Origin of the sequence: Micrococcus sp. KRD077 (genome assembly GCF_017168505.1) — a bacterium.
Classification (GTDB): domain Bacteria; phylum Actinomycetota; class Actinomycetes; order Actinomycetales; family Micrococcaceae; genus Micrococcus; species Micrococcus luteus.
On the sequence record NZ_JABFAZ010000024.1, the window covers coordinates 1 to 21,704 of the forward strand.

Sequence of the window (21,704 nt, forward strand, 5' to 3'; positions counted from 1 at the left end):
GCCCGTGATCTGCCGGAGCCGGTGCCGGCCCGGCAGATCACGGGCCGCTCGCTCATCGTCGTCGCCGTGCTGCTGCTGGCCGCCGTCCTGGTGGCCCCCACGCTGCGCGCGTTCCTGAACCAGCAGCTGGAGATCTCGGCCGCGCGCGAGGAGATCGCCGCCATGCAGGCCCAGCGCGAGGACTACGAGCGGCGGATCCAGCTGTGGGACGACCCCGCCTACGTGACCCAACAGGCGCGCGAGCGTCTCGAGCTGGTCATGCCGGGGGAGACCCTGTACTCCGTGACGGGGCGGCCCTCCGAGACCGACACCGATACCGAGACCGAGGACACGCCCGCCGCCGACGCGGACGAGGTCGTCAACACCCGCCTGCCGTGGGCCGAGGGCCTGTGGGACTCGGCCGTCCGCGCCGGGCTCGAGCCCCCGAGGACACCATGACCGTCAGCCCCCGCCCCGCCCAGGACCGCACCGTCACCGAGCAGGACCTGGACACCCTGTCCCGCCAGCTCGGCCGCCCGGTCCGGGACGTCGTGGAGATCGGTGCCCGCTGCCTGTGCGGCAACCCCCTCGTGGCCACCACCGCGCCGCGGCTCTCCAACGGCATCCCGTTCCCCACGACCTTCTACCTGACGCACCCCGTGCTGACGGCGGCGGTCTCGCGCGTGGAGGCGGACGGGGAGATGGCACGCATGAACGACCGCCTCGCCCAGGATCCCGCGCTCGCGGCCGCGCACCGCGCGGCGCACGAGGCCTACATCGCCGAGCGGGACCGGGTCGGGGCCGAGGCCGGCACGGGGCCCGTCCCGGAGATCGCCGGGGTCTCGGCCGGCGGCATGCCCGAGCGCGTGAAGTGCCTGCACGCCCTCGTGGGCCACGCGCTCGCGGCCGGGCCGGGGGTGAACCCGCTCGGTGACGAGGCGATCGCCCTGGTGGCCCCGTGGTGGACGCCCGAGGTCTGCGCGTGCGAGGGCGCGTGGGACGAGGCCGCGGCGGTGCCCACGAAGGACCTGTCCCGGCACGTGAGGCACCTCGAACGCGTCGCCGCGCTCAAGGAGGTCACGGTGGCCGGCGTGGACTGCGGCACGAACTCCATCCGCCTGCTGATCTCCCGGCCGGCCGGGACGGATGAGACCACCGGCGCCGTGGCCGACCCGACGGCGCCGCTGGCCGACGTCGTGCGCGAGATGCGCGTGGTGCGCCTGGGCGAGGGCGTGGACGCCACCGGCGCGTTCTCCGACGCCGCGCTGGAGCGCACCTTCGCGGCGGTGGACGAGTACGCCCGCCTGGTCCAGCGCCACCACGCCGGCCGGGTCCGGTTCGTGGCCACCTCCGCCAGCCGGGACGTCTCCAACCGGGCCGCGTTCGTCGACGGCGTCCGGGAGCGGCTCGGCGTCGAGCCGGAGGTCGTCTCGGGCGCCGAGGAGGCCGCCCTGTCCTTCGCGGGCGCCGTCTCCGCCGTCGAGACCGCGGACCTGGGCCCGGAGGACCTCGTGCTCGTCGTGGACCTCGGCGGCGGCTCCACCGAGCTGGTCGTCGGCACGCCTGCGGGCGAGGTCGTGGGCGCGGTCAGCCTGGACATGGGCTGCGTGCGGTTCACCGAGCGTCATCTGCGCTCCGACCCCCCGACGTCGGACGAGGTCGCCGCGGCCCGCGCGGACGCCCGCCGCCTCCTCGACGACGCCGCCGCCCGCCTGCCGCTGGAACGCGTGGCCCGCGTAGTCGGCGTGGCCGGCTCGGTGACCACCGTGACCGCCGAGGCCCTCGGGCTCAGCACGTACGAGCCCGAGGCCATCCACGGCGCGCGCCTGCCGATCGCGGAGTTCCGCGCGGCGGCGGAGGGCCTCGTGGCCGCGACCCGGGCCGAGCGCTCCGAGCGGGGGTTCATGCACCCGGGACGGGTGGACGTGATCGGCGCGGGCGCGCTGCTGTGGAGCACCGTCCTGGAGCGGGTGGCCGAGACCGCGGGCGTCACCGAGGCCTGGGCGAGCGAGCACGACATCCTGGACGGGATCGTGCTCTCGCTGCGGTCCTGATCACGGCGGCGGAAGATGGAGGGGCGGGGCCGGTGCGTGCGTAGACTGGCGGTATGTCTCTCACTCCTGAACTGTCTCCCAAGCCGCGCCTGCTGATCGTCGGCGGCGGCTACGCCGGTTTCCAGCTCGCGAAGGAGCTGCAGACCAAGGTCAAGGACCGCGGCGGCGTCGTGACCGTCGTGGACCCGCTGCCGTACATGACGTACCAGCCGTTCCTGCCCGAGGTCGTCGGCGGCCACATCGTGGGGCGCAACGTCGTCGTGGACCTCGCCACGCATCTCAAGGACGCCGAGGTGCTGCGCGGCACCGTCGTGAAGGTGGAGCACGCCCGCCGTGTCGCCACCGTGCGCGGCGAGGACGGCCACGAGTTCGAGCTGCCCTACCAGGACATCGCCATGACCGCCGGCGCCACCACCCGCGTCTTCCCGATCAAGGGCCTGGGCGAGCACGGCATCGGTCTGAAGACCGTGGAGGAGGCCGTGACGCTGCGGAACCAGATCCTGGAGCGCCTGGACGCCGCCTCCCTCATGGTGGACGCCGAGGCCCGTCGCCGCGCCCTGACCTTCGTGGTGGTCGGCGGCGGCTTCGCCGGCATCGAGACCGTGGGCGAGATGGAGCACCTCATCCGCACCGCCGTGGAGCGCAACGAGCGCCTCTCCCAGTCGGAGATCCGGATCGTCCTCGTCGAGGCCATGGGCCGCATCATGCCCGAGGTCTCCGAGGAGCAGGCCCAGGGCGTGGTGGAGCACCTGAAGGACCGCGGCATCGAGGTCCTGCTCAACACCTCGCTGGGCGACGCCACGGACGGCGTCATGAAGCTCGTGGCCATGCCCTCCAAGGAGGAGGCGGAGACCTTCGCGGCGGACACCCTCGTGTGGTGCGCCGGCGTGGTGGCCAACTCCGTGGTCAAGAGCACCGACTTTCCGGTGGACGACCGCGGCCGCGTGGAGGCCACCCCCACCCTGCAGATCAAGGACGGCGAGGCCGGCGCGCTCGAGGGTGCGTGGGCCTGCGGCGACGTCTCCGCCGTGCCGGACCTGACCGGGGCCGGCCCGGGCGGCTTCTGCGTCCCGAACGCCCAGCACGCCATCCGTCAGGCCAAGCGTCTGGCCGCCAACTACATGGCCGTGCGCCACGGCGAGGGCGAGGTGCAGGAGTACGTGCACAAGTCCCTGGGCACCGTGGCGGGGCTGGGCTTCGGCCGCGGCGTGGGCAACCCGCTGGGCACCAAGATCGCCGGCATCCCGGCGTTCCTGGCCCACCGCGGCTACCACGGCTACGCGATGCCCACCCTGGAGCGGAAGTTCCGCATCCTGTCCGGCTGGGTCGCCGAGACCCTGTTCGGCCGTGACTCCACCTCGGTGGCGGGCCTGGACACCCCGTTCAACCCGTTCCGCCGCGCCGCGGGCGTCGAGCTCGAGCCCGGCCGCTTCGAGCGGCAGCGGGCCCTCGAGTCCTCGAAGGGCTGATCCCGCAGCCAGCGGGCCGCCGGCCCCGTCCGAGCGCATCGGGCGGGGCCGGCGTCGTCCGCACCCGGGCCCGCGTCCACGGGCCCGCCACGCCCCCGTGGCCCAACTGGCAGAGGCGGCCGACTTAAAATCGGCGTGTTGCGGGTTCGAGTCCCGCCGGGGGCACCCCACGCGCCCGGCTCGAACCGCAGTCCCGAGGATCACGGGCTGGGGTTCGAGCCGTGTCGGCGTTCACGGCCCCGGTGAGCGCGTCCTGCGCCTCATCCGTGCCGAGAGGCTCCGGGGACGTCAATACGCGAAGTGGATCTGCGCCCGGTGGCGGGTGGGCGTCTCGATCTCATCGAGGACGGCGCGGGCGAAGTCGGCGCCGCTGATCGCGGACTTCCCGTCCTGGTCGAACAGCGCGACCTCGCCGGAGACGCGGTAGCGTCCGAGCGCTTCCCCGGGCGCGTGGGAGCCGAACTCTGCGGCCGGGCTGACGAACAGCCAGTCCACGTCGACGGAGCCCGTGGCGAGGTCCGTGAGGATGTCGTTCATCTCCCGTGCTTCGGCGGCGAACTCCGGGGGCAGGTCGTCACCCTCGACGAATCGCGGGGCGCCCTGCGCCGGGCGGAGAGAGCTGAATCCCCCGATCCCGACGAACCGGGCGCCGTTCGTGGCCGCCGCCTGGGCGAGCGAACGGTAGGCGTCGCGCAGCTTGCCCGCATTGTCCCCTCGCGGTGAGAGCGCGGCGACGACGACCTCGGCCCCCGCGATGTCGGGGACGGACCGGGTGAGGTCGCCGGTGACGTATCGGACGCTCTCCGCCTGCGTCCCGGGGGCCGTTCGGCTGATGGCCGTGACGGTGTGGCCGCGACGCGCGGCCTCGGCGACGATGGCGGCTCCCGCGTACCCCGTCCCTCCGACAACAGTGATTGCAGTCATCTCGGTGCTTCTCCGGCTCTTCACGAACGAGGGTGTAGTCGGTTGAGCGCGTCGGTGGCCGGGTAGGGGTCGAGGTCTCCCGGATGATGGAAGTTCTTCACGCTCGCCATCCCGAAAGACCTCGACGTGCTCCACCCTACTTTCGCGACCCCTGACCTGACCACGTTCTGCCGCCTTGACGAGCTCGGCCTCGTCGCCGTCGGCCAGCTGATCGAGCCGGATCGGGCCACGATCGAATGCCGCGTCGTCGAGGACGACCCGTGGTGTCGGAAGTGCGGTGTCGAGGGCGTGCCGCGGGACACGGTCACGCGTCGACTGGCGCACGAGCCGTTCGGGCACCGGCCGACGACCCTGCTGGTGCGGGTGCGCCGGTACCGGTGCGGACACTGCCGGCGCACGTGGCGGCAGGACATGACGCGGGCAGCGGCGCCGCGTGCGAAGATCTCCCGCGGCGGCCTGGAGTGGGCGCTGCGGGGCATCGTCATCGACCACCTCACCGTCACCCGCGTCGCCGCAGGTCTCGGGGTGTCCTGGAGTGCCGCGAACGCCGCCGTCCTCGCGGAAGGCAAGCGGCGCCTGATCGACGACCCCGCCCGGTTCGACGGGGTCACCACGATCGGTGTCGACGAGCACGTCTGGCGACACACGAGGCTGGGCGACAAGTACGTCACCGTGATCATCGACCTCACCCCCGCGAGGAACAAGACCGGGCCGGCGAGGCTGCTGGACATGGTCGAGGGCCGCTCCAAGGCGGTGTTCAAGCAGTGGCTCGCCGCCCGCCCTGCGGACTGGGCGAAGCGGATCGAGGTGGTCGCGATGGACGGCTTCGCCGGGTTCAAGACCGCTGCCGCCGAGGAACTCCCCGACGCCGTCCCCGTCATGGACCCGTTCCACGTGGTCCGCCTCGCCGGCGACGCGCTGGATGTCTGCCGGCGTCGGGTCCAGCAAGACACCACCGGTCACCGCGGGCTCAAGGGCGACCCGCTCTACAAAGCCCGCCGCACCCTGCACACCGGGGCGAGCCTGCTCACCGACCGGCAGCGGGCACGCCTGGACGCAGTGTTCGCGAGCGAGGAGCACATCGAGGTCGAGGCGACCTGGGGCATCTACCAGCGCATCGTCGCGGCCTACCGGGAGCCCGACAAGAAGAAAGCGAAGGCGATGATGCAGGAGGTGATCGCTACGATCAGCAGCGGCGTTCCCGCGGCGCTCGTCGAGGTCCGCAAGCTCGGCCGGACCATGAAGCAGCGGGCGGGCGACATCCTCGCGTTCTTCGACCGCCCCGGCACCAGCAACGGCCCGACCGAGGCCATCAACGGGCGGCTCGAACACCTCCGCGGCTCCGCCCTCGGCTTCCGCAACCTCACCCACTACATCGCTCGGTCACTGCTCGAAGCCGGAGGGTTCAGACCCGCGCTACACCCTCGTTCGTGAAGAGCCGCTTCTCCATCCGTTGTGTGATCAGTGGGTGGTGGTTACTGTAGGAGACCAGGCGATGTTCGGGAAGGAGGCACCTTGTGGTAACCATGAGGCAGGCGGGAGCGAAGCGCGGGAATCCCTACGAGCAGGGGTGCCCGACGCGCCATATCCTCGACCGGATCGGTGACAAGTGGACGGTCCTGATCGTCGGGGCGCTGGGAGAGGAGAGCCTCCGGTTCTCCGAGCTGCGTCGACGGATCGAGGGGATCTCGCAGAAGATGCTCACCCAGACCCTGCGTGCCCTCGAGGAGGACGGCCTGGTGACGCGTACGGTCTACGCGGAGGTGCCGGCGCGGGTGGAATACCGGCTCACCGAGGCCGGGCACAGCCTCCGGGCCCCGCTGCAGGCGCTGGAGGAATGGTCGATCACGCACCTCGCCGATGTGCTGCACGCTCGCAACCACTACCAGACCTGACGCGCACCGCCCTGCCGGAAGAGTCGATCAACCGGACTGAGTGGGGCCCGCGGTGCGGATGAGGGCGCTTCACCTCTGCGCCCACCGTGAACAGCCGGTGAACCGGCGCGGATCCACGCTCCGCCCCGCGCGCGGACGCAGACATCCCGATAGGATCGTGCTGAACCCCGGGGCACGAGCGCTGCTCACTGCGGCGGCGTGCGACCGGGCCGACTCGACCCGAAGGAGCGAGCCGTGGCGAATCCGGTCATGAACTCTCAGAACTTCCAGCAGCAGATGCAGGGCGGCGGACAGGCGCAGCCCGGTTGGTACCAGGGCGGGCAGCAGTCCGCGCAGTCCCCGTACGGCCAGCAGCAGAGCCCGTACGGCCAGGCCCAGGCGTTCGGCGCCGGCCAGGCGGCCCAGCAGTACGCGCACCAGCAGTCCATGGAGGACGCCTTCCGCGCGCCCTCCGCCGGCCCGGAGCAGACCGGCCGGATGACCTACAACGACGTCGTCGGCAAGACCGGCCTGATGCTCGTGCTCGTCGTGGTGGCGGGCGCCGTGGGCTGGTTCTCGCCGGGCCTGATGATCATCGGCGCGATCGCCGGCCTCGTCCTCGGCCTGGTCAACTCGTTCAAGCGCGAGCCCTCGCCCGTGCTGATCATGCTCTACGCCCTGGCCGAGGGCCTGTTCCTCGGCGGCATCTCCGCCGTGTTCGAGGCGGCCTACCCGGGCATCGTGGTGCAGGCCGTGCTCGGCACCTTCTCCGTGTTCGCGGTGATGCTGGCCCTGTACACCTCGGGCAAGTTCCGCCCCACCCCGCGCATGACCAAGATCGTCATGACGGCCATGCTGGGCTACCTCGTGTTCATGCTCATCAACCTGGTCCTGACCTGGACGGGCATCGCGAACCTGCGCACCGGCGGCCTCGGCCTGATCATCGGCGCGATCGCCGTGCTGCTCGCCGCGTACTCGCTGACGATGGACTTCGAGATGGCCGCCGTGGGCGTGAAGAACGGCGCCCCGCAGAAGTACTCCTGGTCCGTGGCCTTCGGCCTGACCGTGACCCTGATCTGGCTGTACGTCGAAATCCTGCGCATCGTCGCCATCCTGCGCGGCAACGACTGACCGGCGCCCCGTCCCCGCACGGAGACCCGCACCGCCGCCCCGGTCCTGCACAGGCCGGGGCGGTCTGCGTCCGCGAGGGCGTAGATTGAGGGGGTCCCTCGCCGCCACTCAGGAGGTCCCGTGACCGAGACCAGCGACCTGCCCGCCTTCGGGGCCCCGGACGCCACCGGCACCCAGCACCGCCTGCACCGCGGGTCCGCGGAGGCCGTCGTCGTCGGCCTGGCCGGTGCCCTGCGCAGGTACCGCGTGGCCGGCGTGGACCTCACCGAGCCGTACGGCCCGGACGTGGTCCCGCCCGCCGCCAACGGCATCCAGATGAGCCCGTGGCCGAACCGTGTCGCCGGCGCCCGCTGGATCCTGGACGGCGTCGAGCAGCGCCTGGACGTCACCGAACCCGCGCGCGGCCACGCCAGCCACGGCCTGCTGCGCAACACCCACTTCGTCACCGAGACGTTCTCCGCCCACGCGGTGACCCTGCGCGGTGAGATCCACCCCCAGCACGGCTGGCCGTTCCGGCTCACCCACCGCGTCACGTACGAGCTCGAGGCGGACGGCGGCCTCACCGTCACCGCCGAGGTGCAGAACCACACGGACGCCACCGTGCCCGTGGCGGTCGGCGCCCACCCGTTCCTGCGGATCGGGGACGTCCCGACGGCGGAGCTGAGCCTGCGTGTGCCCGCGGACGCCTGGATCCGCACGGGGGAGGACCTCATCCCCGTGGAGACCCTGCCGGTGGACGGCACCGACCTGGACTTCCGCCGCGGCCGGGCCGTGGGCGAGGCCGCCCTGGACGTGTGCCTCACCGGCCTGACCCCGGACGCCGACGGCCGGCACCGCCAGACCCTGCTCGCCGCGGACGGCCGCGCCGTGACCCTGTGGTCCGACCACGCGTTCGCCTACACCCACGTCTTCGTCACGGACCGGCTGCCCGGCCGTGACACGGCGCTCGCGGTGGAGCCGCTCACCGCTCCCGCGGACGCCCTGAACTCGGGGGAGGGCCTGCACCGGCTCGCCCCGCACGCCCGCTGGAGCGTCCAGTGGGGTCTGACCCCCCATGTCCCCGACCACCCACACGAGGAGGATCGCGCGTGAGCTCGACCCTGGCGGCCCAGACCAAGATCAACAAGGACGTGCCCTACGGGCTGACGGTGGCCGCGGCCTGGTCCTGGCGGCTGGTGGCCGTCGTCATCGGCATCGGCGTCGTGGTGTACCTGCTGGGCTTCGTGAGCCTCGTGGTGATCCCGATCCTCGTGGCCGCGCTGCTGGCCACCCTGCTGGCCCCGGTGTTCCAGGCGATGCGGCGCATCAAGGTGCCGGGCGTCGCGGCCGCCCTGCTGTGCGTGCTGCTGTTGGTCGTCGTCGTGGTGGGCCTCATGGGGCTCGCCGGTCAGCAGATCGTCCAGGGCTTCGCCGAACTGGGCGACCAGCTGGGCCAGGCCGTCGACGACGCGATCGCCTGGCTGGCCGGCGTGGGCGTGGAGATCCCCCGGTCCGGTGCCGGGCTGGAGGGCCTGTGGCAGACGCTGCGGGACAACTCCGCCACGGTCATGAACAGCGCCGTCTCGTTAGGCTCCACGGCCGTCAACATCGGTGCGGGCCTGTTCATCGCCCTGTTCTCCCTGATCTTCTTCCTCTACGACGGCGACCGCATCTGGCGCTTCCTGCTGATCTTCGTGCCGAAGGCGCACCGGGCCACCGTGGGCCGAGCGGGCCGCTCGGGCTGGCAGTCGCTCGGCTCCTACGTGCGGGTCCAGATCTTCGTGGCGTTCATCGACGCCGTCGGCATCGGCATCGGTGCCCTGATCCTGGGCGTGCCGCTGGCCATCCCGTTGGCCGTGCTCGTGTTCCTGGCCTCGTTCATCCCGATGATCGGCGCCACCCTGACCGGCGCGATGGCGGTGCTCCTGGCACTGATGTCCAACGGCCTGGTCAACGCGCTGCTCATGCTGGGCGTGGTGCTGCTCGTGCAGCAGATCGAGTCGAACGTCCTGCAGCCGCTCGTGATGGGCAAGGCCGTCGCGCTGCACCCGCTGGCCGTGTTCCTGGCCGTCGCCGCCGGCTCCACCGTCCTCGGTCTGGCGGGCGCCGTGTTCGCCGTGCCGGTGCTGGCCTTCGTGAACAGCTTCGTCCGCGCCCTCACCGCCGACACCCCCGAGGAGCTCACGGAGCGGACGGGCCACGCCCTCGAACCGGGCGGCGCGGAGGACGAGGCGGCCGGCTCCCACCGGTACCGCCCCTCGGCGCACGAGGACGCCGCCCTCGCCTCCGAGGCCGACGCGGGCACCCGGCACGGGGACGACGCCTGATGGGCGCGGCGCAGGCCACGAACACCCCGGACCGGACCGGACCGACGCCGTCGCCCCGGTGGGTGCGGCCCGCCGACGGTCCGCCGGCCCCGGCAGAGCTGCCCGTCACCCTCGAGGAGATCGAGCGGGCGCGCGAGACGCTGCGCGGGATCGCCGAGCGCTCCCCGCTGCAGCACTCCCGGGCGCTCTCCCGGGCCGTGGGCACGGACGTGCACCTGAAGTGCGAGAACCTGCAGCGGGCCGGCTCGTTCAAGGTCCGCGGCGCCTACGTGCGGATGGCGCAGCTGAGCGAGGAGGAGCGCGGCCGCGGCGTCGTGGCCGCATCGGCCGGCAACCACGCCCAGGGCGTCGCCCTCGCGGCCGCCAAGCTCGGCATCCGCGCCCGCATCTTCATGCCGCACGGTGTCGCCCTGCCCAAGCTGCAGGCCACCCGGGACCACGGCGCCGAGGTCGTCCTGCACGGCTCCACCGTGGACGAGTCCCTCGCCGAGGCGCAGCGGTGGGCCACGGAGACCGGTGCCGTGTTCATCCCGCCGTTCGACGACCCGGCCGTGATCGCGGGCCAGGGGACCGTCGGCCTCGAGATCCTCGACGTGCTGCCGGACGTGGACACCGTGATCATGGGCATCGGCGGCGGGGGGCTCATCGCCGGCACGGCCGTGGCCCTCAAGGAGGCCGCCCGGCGTCGTGGGCGCACGGTGCGCGTCATCGGCGTGCAGGCGGCCACCGCCGCCGCGTTCCCCGGCTCCCTCGAGGAGGGCCGCGTCCAGGTGCTGGAGAGCGTGTCCACCATCGCGGACGGCATCGCCGTCGGCAGGCCCGGGGCCCTGCCGCTGCGGATCGCCGCCGAGCTGGTGGACGCCGTCGTGACCGTCACGGACGACGAGATCGCCGCGGCCCTCGTCCACCTCCTCGAGCGCTCCAAGCTCGTCGTGGAGCCGGCGGGCGCCGTCGGGGTGGCCGCCCTGCTGGCGGGCCGCACGGCGGACCTGGGCTTCGAGCTCGGCACCACCGCCGTGATCCTCTCCGGCGGGAACATCGATCCGATGCTCATGCTGAAGTCCATCCAGGCCGGACTGTCGGCCGCGGGGCGCTACATGACCGTGCGCATCCCGCTGCGGGACCGCCCGGGCGAGCTGGCCACGATCTCACGGATCATCGCGGACACGGACGCCAACGTGGTGCGCGTGGACCACACCCGCGTCGGCCCGGAGCTGTCCATGGGCGGCGTGCACATCACGATCGACATGGAGACCCGCGGCGCCGAGCACTCCGCCCAGGTCCTGGAGGCGCTGCGCGCGGCCGGCTACAGCCCGGCCCCGCTGCCCTGACCGGGCCGGCTCAGGCCGCGGAGCCGGCGGCGGCCGCGGTGACGGTGCCGCAGGTCCCGCCCACCGCGCGGCGCACGGCCTGGACCAGGAGGTCCTCGCGCGTCAGCGTCTCGATGCGGCGGACCATCTCGCGGCGGTCGTAGCGCTCGTGGGCGCCCGGCAGCAGGCGTCGGGCGAGGTTGAGGTGCTGCAGCACGCCGAGCAGGAGCACGTCCTCGCCGGAGGGCTCGGCCTCGTCGAGGACCACGGCGGTCAGGTGCGCCAGCAGCTCGGTGCGCTCGGTCCCCCGGGGGACGTGCCGGGTGGCCAGGAAGGCCTTGCGCTCGGTGAGGCGGCCGGTCTCGGTCAGATGGGCGACGACGGCCTTGCGCAGGTCCGGCTTGCCGGCCGCCACGGTGGCCACGAGCGGTCGGCCGGCCAGGGCGTCGACCTGTCCGAGGGAGGAGTCCAGGACGGGGTCGCCGGTGGTGCCGGCCGCGGTCACGAGCACGCGGGCCCGGTCCACGGGGACGTCCTCGAGGGTCACGATCCCGGCGGACCGGTGGTCGGCCAGCGCGGCGGCCGCGAGGGCAACGCGGTGGTGGGAGGGGCTCTCGGAGCACCCGTCCTCGCGGGTGAGCAGCAGGTGTGCCTTCTCGACGGTCAGCATGGGGCCAGAGTAGCAACGGGGGCGCGGTGGGACCCGGGACGGACGACGGCCGCGGCCCCTGGAGGGGACCGCGGCCGTCGTCGGAGTCGGGGTCGGTCAGCCGGAGTAGGGCTGGACGTCCTTGACCTCGACCTTGATGTCCTTGCCGTTCGGGGCGGTGTAGGAGACCTTGTCGCCCTTCTTGGCGCCGTTGATGGCCTCGCCGAGCGGGGAGCGCTCGGAGTAGACCTCGAGCGACTCGTCGTCCGCGGCGATCTCGCGGTTGCCGAAGAGGAACGTCATCTCGTCGCCGGCGACGACGGCGGTCACCACGGTGCCCGGGTGCACGGCGCCGTCGTTCTCGGCGGCCTCGCCGACGCGGGCGGTCTCGAGCAGGTGCTTCAGCTCGGCGATGCGGCCCTCGTTCTTGGACTGCTCCTCGCGGGCGGCGTGGTAGCCGCCGTTCTCCTTGAGGTCGCCCTCATCGCGCGCGGCCTCGATGCGCTCGATGATCTCCTGGCGACCGGGGCCGGAGATGTGCTCGAGCTCCTTGGAGAGGCGGTCGTACGCCTCCTGGGTCAGCCACGGGGCGTCGGACTGGCTGGTGGTCATGCTCTGTTCCGCCTTTCTGTCTCGGGTGATGCGGAGTCCGGGGCGCGGCGCACCGTATCCGGTGCGCGATCCGCGTCCGGCGGACGCGCCCGCATGCGAAAGACCCCGCCGATCAGGAGGACGCGCGTGACCCGAGGGCTCCGTGCGACGCCTGCCTGACTCACCGGCGGGGCGGGAATGCTCCGACGAGTCTATCCGGGCGGCGTGCGTCACACCAAAGGCGGCCGCTACGCCGAGGGCGGAGCGGCCGGGAGGGCTCAGACCTTGCGGCAGGTCTCGACGACGCCGGAGTCGCCCCGCACCACGGTGCGCACGTCCACGGTGTAGCGCTGCTGCGCGTCCGAGGGGGAGTCCCGCTGGTCGGCCGGCAGGGTCTCCAGGCGGACGGTGCGGAAGCCGACGGGGGCGGCGTGGGAGTCGGTGACGAGCACATCGCACTCGGCCTGCACGCCCTCCGGGACGGAGGCCTGGAAGGTGACGGTCGCGTGGCCGTCGTCCTCGATGGTGAAGCCGACGTCCTTGTACTCGATGGCGCCCACGGACATGTTCAGGCCGATCCACACGGACAGCAGCACGGCCACGACCAGCCCGAGCCCGCCGAGGCCCGCCCACAGCCGACGACGGCCCGGACGCGTGTGGTCCGTGCCGTACCGGTTGGCTAATGTGGGGTCCTGCGCGCGGACCGCGGGGGCGTGGTGAGACATCCCCTCCACCCTAGCCGCTGCCCGCCGCCGGAGGCCGATGACGACGTCGGCCTGGACCCCCCACGCCGCCGCCCCCGCGGCGGCTCCGCCATCCGGACAGGAGTGTGCGATCCCCGTGACCGATCAGACCCCCCAGGCCCAGCCCGCCGCAGGCACCGCCCTGCCGCCCTCCACCGGGCTGCGTCTCATGGCGGTGCACGCCCACCCGGACGACGAGTCCTCGAAGGGGGCCGGCACCATGGCCGCCTACGCGGCGGCCGGGGCCGAGGTCATGGTCGTCACGTGCACCGGCGGCGAGGCCGGCACCCTGCTCAACCCGTCGTTCGGGGACACCACCCGGGCCGACCGGGACATCGCGGCCGTGCGCCGCGAGGAGATGGCCGAGGCCGCGCGCATCCTCGGCATCCGGCACGCCTGGCTCGGCTTCCTCGACTCGGGCCTGCCCGAGGGGGATCCGCTGCCCGCCCTCCCGGCGAACTGCTTCGCCGAGGTCCCGCTCCAGGATGCGGCGACCCCGCTGATCTCGCTCGTGCGCCGGTTCCGCCCGCACGTGCTCATCTCCTACGACGAGGTCGGCGGCTACCCGCACCCGGACCACCTGCAGGCCCACGCCGTGACGATGGAGGCCTACCGGGCCGCGGGCCTCGCGGACGAGTACCCCGAGGCCGGGCCCGCGTGGGAGGTCTCCAAGGTCTACTACGACTGCGGCTTCAACCCGCGGAAGTTCCGCACGATGGCCGCGGTGGCCGAGGCCGACGGCGAGGACGTGCCGTTCGCCCGACGCCTGATGATGTTCGACGCGATGGACGCGATGCGCGAGGTGCTGCGCCGCCGCGAAGCCGGGGAGGACGTGCCCGACCCGGAGGTCATCCCGCCGTGGGTCACCGCGGACCACGACGTCACCACGCAGGTGGACGTCACCGGCTTCCTCGACGAGCGCGATGCCGCCCTGCGGGCGCACCGCACGCAGATCGACCCCGACGGCATGTTCTTCGACGCCCCCCACGACCTGCAGCGGCGCGCCTGGCCGTGGGAGGACTTCGCGCTGATCGACTCGCGCGTGCCCTCCGAGCTGCCGGAGCACGACCTCTTCGCCGGCCTGCGCTGAGCCGACCCGGCTCGGGCCGAGCGGCCGGGGCCGGTAGAGTGGGGCGGCGTGACACCCCTGTCTGGCCTTCCCCTCGTCCTCACCGCGCTCGCGGCCGCGAGCCCCGCGCCGGTGCCCGCCGTCCCGGAGCCGACGCTGCGCCCCGGGCTCGAGGAGGCGGAGGTCACCCCCGGCATCGAGGGGTTCCTGTTCACCGCGCTCATGGTGGTCATGGCGATCATCGTCCTCCGCGTCATGGTCCGCTCGGTGCGCCGCGTCCAGCAGCGCTCCCCGCAGGCCGAGGCCATGCTCGTGGAGCGCCATCAGCAGCACCTGCCGGACGAGGTCCGCGCGGGCGGCGAGCACCTGGACGCGGACTCCGAGGACCGGCTGCGCCGCCTGCAGGAGAAGTACCCCGGCTACCTCCAGGAGCCGGCCCCGGAGCCCCAGGCCCCGGACACCGGACGCGACTGACCGTCGTCGGGCCCGTGCACGCCCGAGACTCGACGCCGGAGACTCCACGCCCGAACCCTTGAGGCCCGCAGACGCGCCGCTACGGCATGGACGTAGCGGCGCGTCTGCGGGCCTCGGCGCTGCCCGGCGGGGCGCAGACTCCCGTCCCCGACACGCTCAGGCGACGACGAGCACCGCCCGGTAGATGGCGACGGCGTGGCACACGAAGCCGGCCACCGTGAAGGCGTGGAACAGCTCGTGGAAGCCGAACCACTCGCGGTGGATCGTGGGGGCCTGCAGCGCGTAGCAGACCGCGCCCGTGATGTACGCGACGCCGCCGGCCACGATCAGCCACCCCGCCGCCGCATCCGCGGCGAAGAAGTCGCCCAGGTAGAGCAGCGCCGCCAGCCCGAGGGCCACGTACACCGGCGTGTAGAGCCAGCGCGGCGCGTCCGTCCACAGCACCCGGAACGCGACGCCGGCCACGGCCCCCACCCACACCAGGGTGAGCAGCACGCGCGCCCGGTCCGGAGCCAGCAGGGCCAGGGAGAGCGGCGTGTAGGTGCCGGCGATGACCAGCATGATGTTCGTGTGGTCCAACCGCTTGAGGACACGGGAGACCACCTCGTTCCACTGCACCAGGTGGTACGTCGCCGAGACCGCGAACAGCAGCAGGCCCGTCACGGCGTAGACCGCGCTGGCCCACCGCAGCGTCGCGGTCGGCGCGAGCACGATGAGCACGATGCCGGCCGCGAGCGTCAGCGGCGCCATGACCGCGTGGATCCAGCCGCGCAGTCGGGGCTTGTACAGCGGATGGTCGGGGTCGCGGATGCGCTCGATGCGCCAGCGCAGGCGACGGGCGGCGTCGGTCTCGCGGAGGGGTGTCACAGGGTCCATGCCTCCATTGTCGTCGGTCGGCCCGGGGCCGGGGCACGGGATGGTCGCTGTGTGCCGCGCGCGTATCCTGGAGGCTCGCAGGACCGTCCGAGAGGGGAGCGCGCCGTGGGTCGACCCGAGGCCTTCTACCGCCTGTACGAGCGGCGGCTGACGCGCGGCCTGGACCCGGAGCGCCTGCCCCGGCACATCGGCGTGCTGGTGGACGGCAACCGTCGCTGGGCCCGCGCGTTCGGGGCGTCCACGCAGCAGGGCCACCAGGCCGGAGCTGAGCGCATCCTCGACTTCATCGGCTGGTGCGACGAGGCCGGCATCCCCGTGGTCACGCTCTACATGCTCTCCACCGAGAACCTGCGGCGTCCGGCGGAGGAGCTCGCCCCGCTCCTGGAGATCATCCAGACGACGGCGGAGCGCCTCGCCCAGCCGGCCGAGGGCCGCGCCCCCGTCTGCGTGCAGCCGGTCGGCGCGGTGGACCTGCTCCCCGAGCCCATGGCGCGACGGCTCGCCGAGGTCGCCGAGCAGACCAAGGGCCACGACGGCGTGCACGTGAACGTGGCCGTGGGCTACGGGGGCCGCCAGGAGATCCTCGACGCCGTGCGCGAGCTGCTGCGGGACGAGCACGCCCTGGGCCGCAGCGCGGCGGAGGTGGCCGAGTCCGTCACCGTCGAGCAGATCGCGGACCGGCTCTACACGCGCGGCCAGCCGGACCCGGACCTGGTCATCCGCACGTCCGGGGAGCAGCGGCTCTCCGGGTTCCTGCTCTGGCAGTCCGCGTACTCGGAGTTCTACTTCTGCGAGGCCATGTGGCCCGCGTTCCGCAAGGTCGACTTCCTGCGTGCCCTGCGCGACTACGGCAGCCGTCAGCGCCGGTTCGGCACCTGACGGTCGGCGCGGCCCCACCACAGGCCCAGCAGCACCCCGACGACGGCCCCGGCCAGGTGGCCGGTCCACGAGATGCCGGGGGCCGGCAGCAGGCCGATCAGGCTCGAGCCCAGGTGCGTGAGCGCGACGAGCACGGAGACGACGACCGCCCCGAACCGCCGCACCGCGATCCCGTAGACGACCAGGAACGCGATCAGCGCGTACACGATCCCGGAGGCGCCGATGTGCACGCCCGGGGTGCCGATCACCCAGGTCAGCAGGCCCGAGCCCAGCCAGGCGCAGACGAGCAGGGCCACCGGCCGGCGCGAGACCAGGGCGGCCAGCGGACCGAGGACGAGCAGCGCCGTCGTGTTGCCGATCAGGTGGGCCCAGCCGGCGTGCAGCACGGGGGAGAACAGGACCCCGTCGAGGCCGCCGAGGCGTCGCGGGATCAGGCCCACGCCGGGGATGATCACCCGGCCGAGGAAGATCAGCACGACCTGCGCGACCCACATGGCCGCGATCAGCACGGCGGTGGGCGCGACGGCGCCCAGCAGGCGGCCGCCGGCGCGCTCGGCCAGGGTCGGGGCGGGGGCCCCATGAGCATGCACCGCCCGGCAGATCGGGCAGGCCGGGGGACGGGCGGTGCATGCTCATGGGCCCTCCTGGGGACGGGGAGCGGGCGGCCGTCGGGACGTCGGCGGCGCGTCTCCAGTGTAGGGAGCGCGGGACGCCGGGGCCGTGGCGGAGCCCGGACGGACCGTCACCGCGACTTCATCCCGGGTTCACCGTGCCGGGCCCCGGCGGACGACGCCGCTTCCTAGCGTGGCCCGTGGGCGGACCCCCGCCCGCACGGTTCACCGGCACAGGAGGCAGACATGGTGGCAGAGCTCGTGGAGCACGCGCAGACCCGGCAGGAGCCGTCGAGCCGGCCGGGCCAGGCGCGTGCCGAGGCGGGGCCGGCGGAGGCGACCGGCCTGCGGACCTACGTGGTGGACACGTCCGTGCTGCTCTCGGACCCGCGCGCCCTGCTGCACTTCGCCGAGCACGAGGTGGTCCTGCCGCTCGTGGTGGTCTCGGAGCTCGAGGCCAAGCGCGCCGACCCCGACCTCGGCTACTACGCGCGCACGGCCCTGCGCCTGCTCGACGACCTGCGCGGCCGCCACGGCGCGCTGGACCAGCCCGTGCCGATCACCCCCGAGGGCGGCACGCTGCGGATCGAACTGAACCACGTGTCCGTGGACGTGCTGCCCCTGGGCATCCGCGGCACGGACAACGACTCCCGCATCCTCGCCGTCGCGAAGGCGCTCGCGGACGAGGGCGCCACGGTCACGGTCGTGTCCAAGGACCTGCCGATGCGCGTGAAGGCGGCGGCCATGGGCCTCGCCGCGGACGAGTACCGCCACGAGCTCGTGCGTGACTCGGGCTGGCGCGGCACCGTCTCCCTCAGCGTGGCGCAGGAGCGGCTGGACGCCCTCTACGACGACGGCGAGGTCGACCTGGCCGGCGTCCCGCTGGGGACCCTGACCGGCACGGGCGTCGAGACCGGGCCGGGGGAGGCCCCGGCCGAGGCGGACCGCCTGCCGGTCAACACGGGGCTGGTGCTCACCGCGCCCCGGGGCTCCGCTCTGGCCCGGGTCGGCGAGGGCGGCCGGGCCCGCCTGGTGCGCGGGGACCGCGACGTGTTCGGCCTGCACGGCCGCTCCGCCGAGCAGCGGCTGGCGATCGAGCTGCTGACGGATCCGGGCGTGGGCATCGTCTCCCTCGGCGGCCGCGCGGGCACCGGCAAGTCCGCGCTGGCGCTGTGCGCGGGCCTCGACGCCGTGATGGAGCGCCGCGAGCACCGCAGGGTGGTCGTGTTCCGTCCGCTGTACGCCGTCGGCGGCCAGGACCTGGGCTACCTGCCCGGCTCCGAGGGCGACAAGATGGGTCCGTGGGCGCAGGCCGTGTTCGACACCCTGGGCGCGCTGGTCTCCCCGTCCGTGGTGGACGAGGTGGTGGACCGCGGGATGCTGGAGATCCTGCCGCTGACGCACATCCGCGGCCGTTCGCTGCACGATGCGTGGGTGATCGTGGACGAGGCGCAGTCGCTCGAGCGGAACGTTCTGCTCACGGTGCTGAGCCGGATGGGCCGCAACTCGAAGGTGGTGCTGACCCACGACGTCGCCCAGCGGGACAACCTGCGCGTGGGCCGGCACGACGGCATCGCGGCCGTGGTGGAGCGCCTCAAGGGCCACCCGCTGTTCGGGCATGTGACGCTGACCCGTTCCGAGCGCTCACCGATCGCCGCACTGGTCACGGACCTGCTGGAGGAGGGCCGGGCCTGAGCCGGCCGGCGGGGTCGGGCATGAAAAAGGGGCCGCTGCCGAAGCAGCGGCCCCCGGCGGGGGTGCTCGGCCCCGCGGAGGGGGGGATGGGGGACCGAGGAAGCCCGCCACCATGGCCCCTTTGAAACGGGATTGAGGCCATGGGGTCTGTGTGAGCCCCGCACATCCATGAGACGGCCGGAAGCTCGTGACTTCAGAGTAGACCCACGCGAGGGCTCATCGCAATGGGCGGCTCCGGTTGCGCTGTGGGCAGAACACGGGGTGGCCGGACCGTGAACGCGAGGTGGCCTGATCGCCTGTGGACGACGGCCCGGCGGGTGCGCCGCCCGACCTAGGCTGGGCGCATGAGCGGGGTGGGATGGGCGTGGACGCACGGCGCGCCGGCGACGGCGGTGCTGTGGTCCCTGGGACTGGTGTGGTTCGCGGTGTGCACGGGCGTGCTCGTGCGCACGGACCTGCGCGAACATCGGCTGCCGAACCGATGGACGCTGCGGCTGGCGCTGGGCGGGTTGACGATGATGACCGGGGGAGCGCTGCTGGCGGGCCGGGGTGACCTGACCCTCTGCAGCCTGCTGGGCGGTCTCGGTTACACCGTGGCGATGCTCGCGCTGCACGTGCTCAGCCGCGGCGGCCTCGGGATGGGCGACGTGAAGCTGGCCGGCGGGCTGGGCGTGTACACGGGGGTGCTCGGTCCGACGGCGGTGCTCGCCGCCGGGGTGGGCGCGATCCTGCTCGGCGGCGTCGTGGCGGGGCTGCTGGTCCTCGCGGGCCGGGCGACGGGGCGAACGGCGCTGCCGTTCGGGCCGGCGATGGTGGCGGCGGCCGCCGGAGTGCTGGTGCTGGCGTGAACGTCGAGCGGCCGCCCTCCGCACGGGAGGACGGCCGCTCGGCGTCGTGGCCCGGGAGGCGGCGTCGCGCCGCTCACCGAATCCGCCGGATCACTCCGGGTGGGTCATGGACATGGTGTCCAGGGCCTTGTCCAGCTGCTCCTCGGTGATCTCGCCGCGCTCGACGTAGCCGAGGTCCACGACGGCCTCGCGCACGGTCATCTTGTTCGCGACGGCGTGCTTGGCGATCTTGGCGGCGGCCTCGTAGCCGATCACCTTGTTCAGCGGGGTCACGATGGACGGCGAGGCGCCGGCGAGGAAGGCGCAGCGCTCCTCGTTGGCCTCGATGCCGTCGATCATCTTGTCCGCCATGACGCGCGTCGTGTTGGCCAGCAGGCGGATGGACTCGAGCAGGTTGGCGGCCATCACGGGGATGCCCACGTTGAGCTCGAACGCGCCGTTGGTGGAGGACAGGGCGACGGTGGTGTCGTTGCCGATCACCTGGGCGCACACCATGATCGCGGCCTCGCAGATCACGGGGTTGACCTTGCCCGGCATGATCGAGGAGCCCGGCTGCAGGTCCGGGATGGCGATCTCGCCGAGGCCGGTGTTCGGGCCGGAGCCCATCCAGCGCAGGTCGTTGTTGATCTTCATGAGCGAGAACGCGATGTTCCGCAGCTGGCCGGAGGCCTCCACGAGGCCGTCACGGTTGGCCTGGGCCTCGAAGTGGTTGCGGGCCTCGGTCAGCGGCAGACCGGTCTCCTCGGCGAGCAGCTCGATCACGCGGGCGGAGAAGCCCTTCGGGGTGTTGATGCCGGTGCCCACGGCGGTGCCGCCGAGCGGGACCTCGGCCACGCGCGGCAGCGCGGACTGGATGCGCTCGATGCCGTAGCGGACCTGCGCGGCGTAGCCGCCGAACTCCTGGCCCAGGGTCACCGGAGTGGCGTCCATGAGGTGGGTGCGGCCGGACTTCACGACGCCGGCGAAGGCCTCCGCCTTCTTCTCGAGGGAGACGGCCAGGTGGTCCAGCGCCGGGACGAGGTCGTTCACGAGGGCGGCGGTGACGGCCACGTGCACGGAGGTCGGGAACACGTCGTTCGAGGACTGGGAGGCGTTGACGTGGTCGTTGGGGTGCACCTCGTCCTCGGAGCCGGCCTCCTTCAGTGCGCGGGTGGCGAGGGTGGCGAGCACCTCGTTGGTGTTCATGTTGGAGGAGGTGCCGGAGCCGGTCTGGAACACGTCGATCGGGTACTGGTCGTCGTGGTCGCCGGCGATGACCTGGTCCGCGGCGGCGACGATGGCGTCCGCGCGCTCCTGCGAGATGATGCCCAGCTCGGCGTTCGCCTTGGCCGCGGCCTTCTTGACCTGCGCGAGGGCGTGGATGTGGGCGGGCTCGAGGCCCTTGCCGGAGATCGGGAAGTTCTCCACGGCGCGCTGGGTCTGTGCACGGTAGAGCGCGTTCACCGGCACCTTCACCTCGCCCATGGTGTCGTGCTCGATGCGGAACTGCTGATCGGTGTTCTCTGCGGTCATGGTCACATCCTAGGACGGCGTGGGCGCCCGGTGCCGCACCGGACGCCCGACGTCGTCAGACCGCCAGGTCGCCGTGCACGCGGCCCGGTCGCGCGGTGCCCTCGGACAGCGAGTAGGTGAGCCCGACGACGGCGGTGCGCCCGGACTCGACGGCCGCGCGGACGGACTGCGAGGTCTCCAGGAGGTGGTCGCAGGTCTGGTCCACGTGCTCGGCCACGAACTCGTCGACCTCCTCCAGCCCGCGGCGACGCCCGGCCAGCACGGACGGGATGATGCGCTCCACGAGGGGGCGCACGAAGCCGCGCGGCATGGTGCCGGAGATGTAGGACTCGACCGTCGCCGTGACGGCGCCGCACGAGTTGTGGCCCAGGACGATGACGAGCGGGATCTCCAGCACGTCCACGCCGTACTCGATGGAGCCCAGCACGGCGTCGTCGATCACGTGGCCGGCCGTGCGCACCACGAACACGTCGCCGAGGCCGAGGTCGAAGATGATCTCGGCCGCCAGGCGCGAGTCGGCGCAGCCGAAGATCACGGCGACCGGGGCCTGACCGGCGGTCAGGTCGCTGCGCCGCTCGGCGTTCTGGTTCGGGTGGCTCGGCTCGCCCGCCACGAAGCGGCGGTTGCCCTCGGCGAGGACCTCCCACGCCTCGGCGGGGGTCAGGTCGGAGGTGGGGACGACGACGTCGGGGGCCGGCGTCGTCTCGGGG

Annotated in this window: 22 protein-coding genes and 1 tRNA gene; 15 read left to right on the forward strand and 8 right to left on the reverse strand. The window is 73.0% G+C overall.

All coding sequences use genetic code 11. The annotated features are described in order from the left end of the window. The 4 genes from J1M39_RS06425 to J1M39_RS06440 form a co-directional block, all read left to right on the forward strand. A partial coding sequence (locus tag J1M39_RS06425; RefSeq protein ID WP_241253897.1) for an FtsB family cell division protein occupies positions 1–438 on the forward strand: 438 nt, incomplete at its 5' end. Next, a complete protein-coding gene (locus tag J1M39_RS12450) occupies positions 435–2,033 on the forward strand; it encodes a DUF501 domain-containing protein (RefSeq protein ID WP_036339967.1) in 1,599 nt (532 codons plus the stop codon). The genes J1M39_RS06425 and J1M39_RS12450, both read left to right, overlap by 4 nt. 53 nt (positions 2,034–2,086) lie before the next feature. Further along, positions 2,087–3,502, forward strand: a complete 1,416-nt coding sequence (locus tag J1M39_RS06435) for an NAD(P)/FAD-dependent oxidoreductase (RefSeq protein WP_206496585.1) — start codon at positions 2,087–2,089, stop codon at positions 3,500–3,502. A gap of 91 nt (positions 3,503–3,593) precedes the next feature. After that, a tRNA-Leu gene (locus tag J1M39_RS06440) sits at positions 3,594–3,667 on the forward strand. A 123-nt stretch (positions 3,668–3,790) separates the two neighbouring features. Here the strand turns inward: J1M39_RS06440 and J1M39_RS06445 are convergent. Continuing rightward, positions 3,791–4,426: an NAD(P)-dependent oxidoreductase gene (locus tag J1M39_RS06445; protein ID WP_078025765.1), complete on the reverse strand. Its 636-nt coding sequence runs from the start codon at positions 4,424–4,426 to the stop codon at positions 3,791–3,793. 126 nt (positions 4,427–4,552) lie between these two features. On the opposite strand from J1M39_RS06445, the gene J1M39_RS06450 reads away from it, so the two are divergent. The 6 genes from J1M39_RS06450 (at position 4,553) to ilvA (ending at position 11,068) form a co-directional block, all read left to right on the forward strand. Then, positions 4,553–5,860, forward strand: coding sequence for an ISL3 family transposase (locus tag J1M39_RS06450; RefSeq protein ID WP_012750681.1), 1,308 nt, complete (start codon positions 4,553–4,555; stop codon positions 5,858–5,860). Between the two features lie 92 nt (positions 5,861–5,952). Next, positions 5,953–6,321, forward strand: a complete 369-nt coding sequence (locus J1M39_RS06455) for a winged helix-turn-helix transcriptional regulator (RefSeq protein ID WP_078025808.1) — start codon at positions 5,953–5,955, stop codon at positions 6,319–6,321. Between the two features lie 234 nt (positions 6,322–6,555). Beyond that, positions 6,556–7,431, forward strand: a complete 876-nt coding sequence (locus J1M39_RS06460; protein WP_078025764.1) for a Bax inhibitor-1/YccA family protein — start codon at positions 6,556–6,558, stop codon at positions 7,429–7,431. 120 nt (positions 7,432–7,551) lie between these two features. Then, positions 7,552–8,523 carry an aldose 1-epimerase family protein gene (locus J1M39_RS06465; RefSeq protein ID WP_078025763.1) on the forward strand — a complete coding sequence of 324 codons (972 nt, stop codon included), beginning with the start codon at positions 7,552–7,554 and terminating at the stop codon, positions 8,521–8,523. Further along, positions 8,520–9,737 (forward strand): AI-2E family transporter, encoded by a 1,218-nt coding sequence (locus tag J1M39_RS06470; RefSeq protein ID WP_206496586.1) that lies wholly within the window; start codon positions 8,520–8,522, stop codon positions 9,735–9,737. The genes J1M39_RS06465 and J1M39_RS06470 overlap by 4 nt, the downstream gene beginning before the upstream one ends. Beyond that, positions 9,737–11,068, forward strand: coding sequence for a threonine ammonia-lyase (gene ilvA, locus J1M39_RS06475; protein WP_113913991.1), 1,332 nt, complete (start codon positions 9,737–9,739; stop codon positions 11,066–11,068). Before J1M39_RS06470 ends, ilvA begins: the two co-directional genes overlap by 1 nt. A gap of 10 nt (positions 11,069–11,078) precedes the next feature. On the opposite strand, the gene J1M39_RS06480 is transcribed toward ilvA, so the two are convergent. From J1M39_RS06480 to J1M39_RS06490, 3 genes are all read right to left on the reverse strand, one after another. Beyond that, complete coding sequence (locus tag J1M39_RS06480) at positions 11,079–11,717, reverse strand: GPP34 family phosphoprotein (RefSeq protein ID WP_206496587.1); 639 nt, start codon at positions 11,715–11,717, stop codon at positions 11,079–11,081. A 96-nt stretch (positions 11,718–11,813) separates the two neighbouring features. Continuing rightward, a complete protein-coding gene (gene greA, locus J1M39_RS06485; protein ID WP_002856531.1) occupies positions 11,814–12,308 on the reverse strand; it encodes a transcription elongation factor GreA in 495 nt (164 codons plus the stop codon). A gap of 257 nt (positions 12,309–12,565) precedes the next feature. Further along, positions 12,566–13,012, reverse strand: coding sequence for a DUF4307 domain-containing protein (locus J1M39_RS06490; RefSeq protein WP_158183534.1), 447 nt, complete (start codon positions 13,010–13,012; stop codon positions 12,566–12,568). A gap of 115 nt (positions 13,013–13,127) precedes the next feature. On the opposite strand from J1M39_RS06490, the gene mca reads away from it, so the two are divergent. Together mca and J1M39_RS06500 are read left to right on the forward strand one after the other, a co-directional pair. Next, on the forward strand, positions 13,128–14,120 hold the full coding sequence (gene mca / locus J1M39_RS06495; RefSeq protein ID WP_078025760.1) for a mycothiol conjugate amidase Mca: 993 nt from the start codon (positions 13,128–13,130) through the stop codon (positions 14,118–14,120). A gap of 48 nt (positions 14,121–14,168) precedes the next feature. Beyond that, on the forward strand, positions 14,169–14,573 hold the full coding sequence (locus J1M39_RS06500; protein WP_070708714.1) for a hypothetical protein: 405 nt from the start codon (positions 14,169–14,171) through the stop codon (positions 14,571–14,573). A 156-nt stretch (positions 14,574–14,729) separates the two neighbouring features. On the opposite strand, the gene trhA is transcribed toward J1M39_RS06500, so the two are convergent. Then, a complete protein-coding gene (gene trhA, locus J1M39_RS06505) occupies positions 14,730–15,449 on the reverse strand; it encodes a PAQR family membrane homeostasis protein TrhA (protein ID WP_078025759.1) in 720 nt (239 codons plus the stop codon). A 105-nt stretch (positions 15,450–15,554) separates the two neighbouring features. On the opposite strand from trhA, the gene J1M39_RS06510 reads away from it, so the two are divergent. After that, the gene (locus J1M39_RS06510) at positions 15,555–16,328 is read left to right on the forward strand and encodes an isoprenyl transferase (protein WP_206496588.1); all 774 of its coding nucleotides are present in this window, start codon (positions 15,555–15,557) and stop codon (positions 16,326–16,328) included. On the opposite strand, the gene J1M39_RS06515 is transcribed toward J1M39_RS06510, so the two are convergent. Next, on the reverse strand, positions 16,307–16,918 hold the full coding sequence (locus J1M39_RS06515; protein ID WP_342356377.1) for a rhomboid family intramembrane serine protease: 612 nt from the start codon (positions 16,916–16,918) through the stop codon (positions 16,307–16,309). The two genes, J1M39_RS06510 and J1M39_RS06515, sit on opposite strands and share 22 nt — an antisense overlap. 267 nt (positions 16,919–17,185) lie before the next feature. Here J1M39_RS06515 and J1M39_RS06520 point away from each other — a divergent pair, with 267 nt between their 5' ends. Both J1M39_RS06520 and J1M39_RS06525 read left to right on the forward strand, forming a co-directional pair. Next, positions 17,186–18,634 carry a PhoH family protein gene (locus tag J1M39_RS06520; RefSeq protein ID WP_206496589.1) on the forward strand — a complete coding sequence of 483 codons (1,449 nt, stop codon included), beginning with the start codon at positions 17,186–17,188 and terminating at the stop codon, positions 18,632–18,634. A 344-nt stretch (positions 18,635–18,978) separates the two neighbouring features. Next, positions 18,979–19,482: a prepilin peptidase gene (locus J1M39_RS06525; RefSeq protein ID WP_063189028.1), complete on the forward strand. Its 504-nt coding sequence runs from the start codon at positions 18,979–18,981 to the stop codon at positions 19,480–19,482. Positions 19,483–19,572: 90 nt separating this feature from the next. Here J1M39_RS06525 and J1M39_RS06530 read toward each other — a convergent pair whose 3' ends face one another. Together J1M39_RS06530 and J1M39_RS06535 are read right to left on the reverse strand one after the other, a co-directional pair. Then, positions 19,573–20,994: a class II fumarate hydratase gene (locus J1M39_RS06530; protein ID WP_044659622.1), complete on the reverse strand. Its 1,422-nt coding sequence runs from the start codon at positions 20,992–20,994 to the stop codon at positions 19,573–19,575. Between the two features lie 55 nt (positions 20,995–21,049). Next, on the reverse strand, positions 21,050–21,658 hold the full coding sequence (locus J1M39_RS06535) for a carbonic anhydrase (RefSeq protein ID WP_036316346.1): 609 nt from the start codon (positions 21,656–21,658) through the stop codon (positions 21,050–21,052). Positions 21,659–21,704: the final 46 nt, after the last annotated feature.

Bases quoted from the DNA above. Each gene is read 5' to 3' on its own strand.
- ilvA (WP_113913991.1), top strand. From the start codon at position 9,737: ATGGGCGCGGCGCAGGCCACGAACACCCCGGACCGGACCGGACCGACG.
- trhA (WP_078025759.1), bottom strand. From the start codon at position 15,449: ATGGACCCTGTGACACCCCTCCGCGAGACCGACGCCGCCCGTCGCCTG.
- J1M39_RS06445 (WP_078025765.1), bottom strand. From the start codon at position 4,426: ATGACTGCAATCACTGTTGTCGGAGGGACGGGGTACGCGGGAGCCGCC.
- greA (WP_002856531.1), bottom strand. From the start codon at position 12,308: ATGACCACCAGCCAGTCCGACGCCCCGTGGCTGACCCAGGAGGCGTAC.
- J1M39_RS06455 (WP_078025808.1), top strand. From the start codon at position 5,953: ATGAGGCAGGCGGGAGCGAAGCGCGGGAATCCCTACGAGCAGGGGTGC.
- J1M39_RS06520 (WP_206496589.1), top strand. From the start codon at position 17,186: ATGGTGGCAGAGCTCGTGGAGCACGCGCAGACCCGGCAGGAGCCGTCG.
- J1M39_RS06490 (WP_158183534.1), bottom strand. From the start codon at position 13,012: ATGTCTCACCACGCCCCCGCGGTCCGCGCGCAGGACCCCACATTAGCC.
- J1M39_RS06480 (WP_206496587.1), bottom strand. From the start codon at position 11,717: ATGCTGACCGTCGAGAAGGCACACCTGCTGCTCACCCGCGAGGACGGG.
- J1M39_RS12450 (WP_036339967.1), top strand. From the start codon at position 435: ATGACCGTCAGCCCCCGCCCCGCCCAGGACCGCACCGTCACCGAGCAG.
- J1M39_RS06525 (WP_063189028.1), top strand. From the start codon at position 18,979: ATGAGCGGGGTGGGATGGGCGTGGACGCACGGCGCGCCGGCGACGGCG.
- J1M39_RS06435 (WP_206496585.1), top strand. From the start codon at position 2,087: ATGTCTCTCACTCCTGAACTGTCTCCCAAGCCGCGCCTGCTGATCGTC.
- J1M39_RS06530 (WP_044659622.1), bottom strand. From the start codon at position 20,994: ATGACCGCAGAGAACACCGATCAGCAGTTCCGCATCGAGCACGACACC.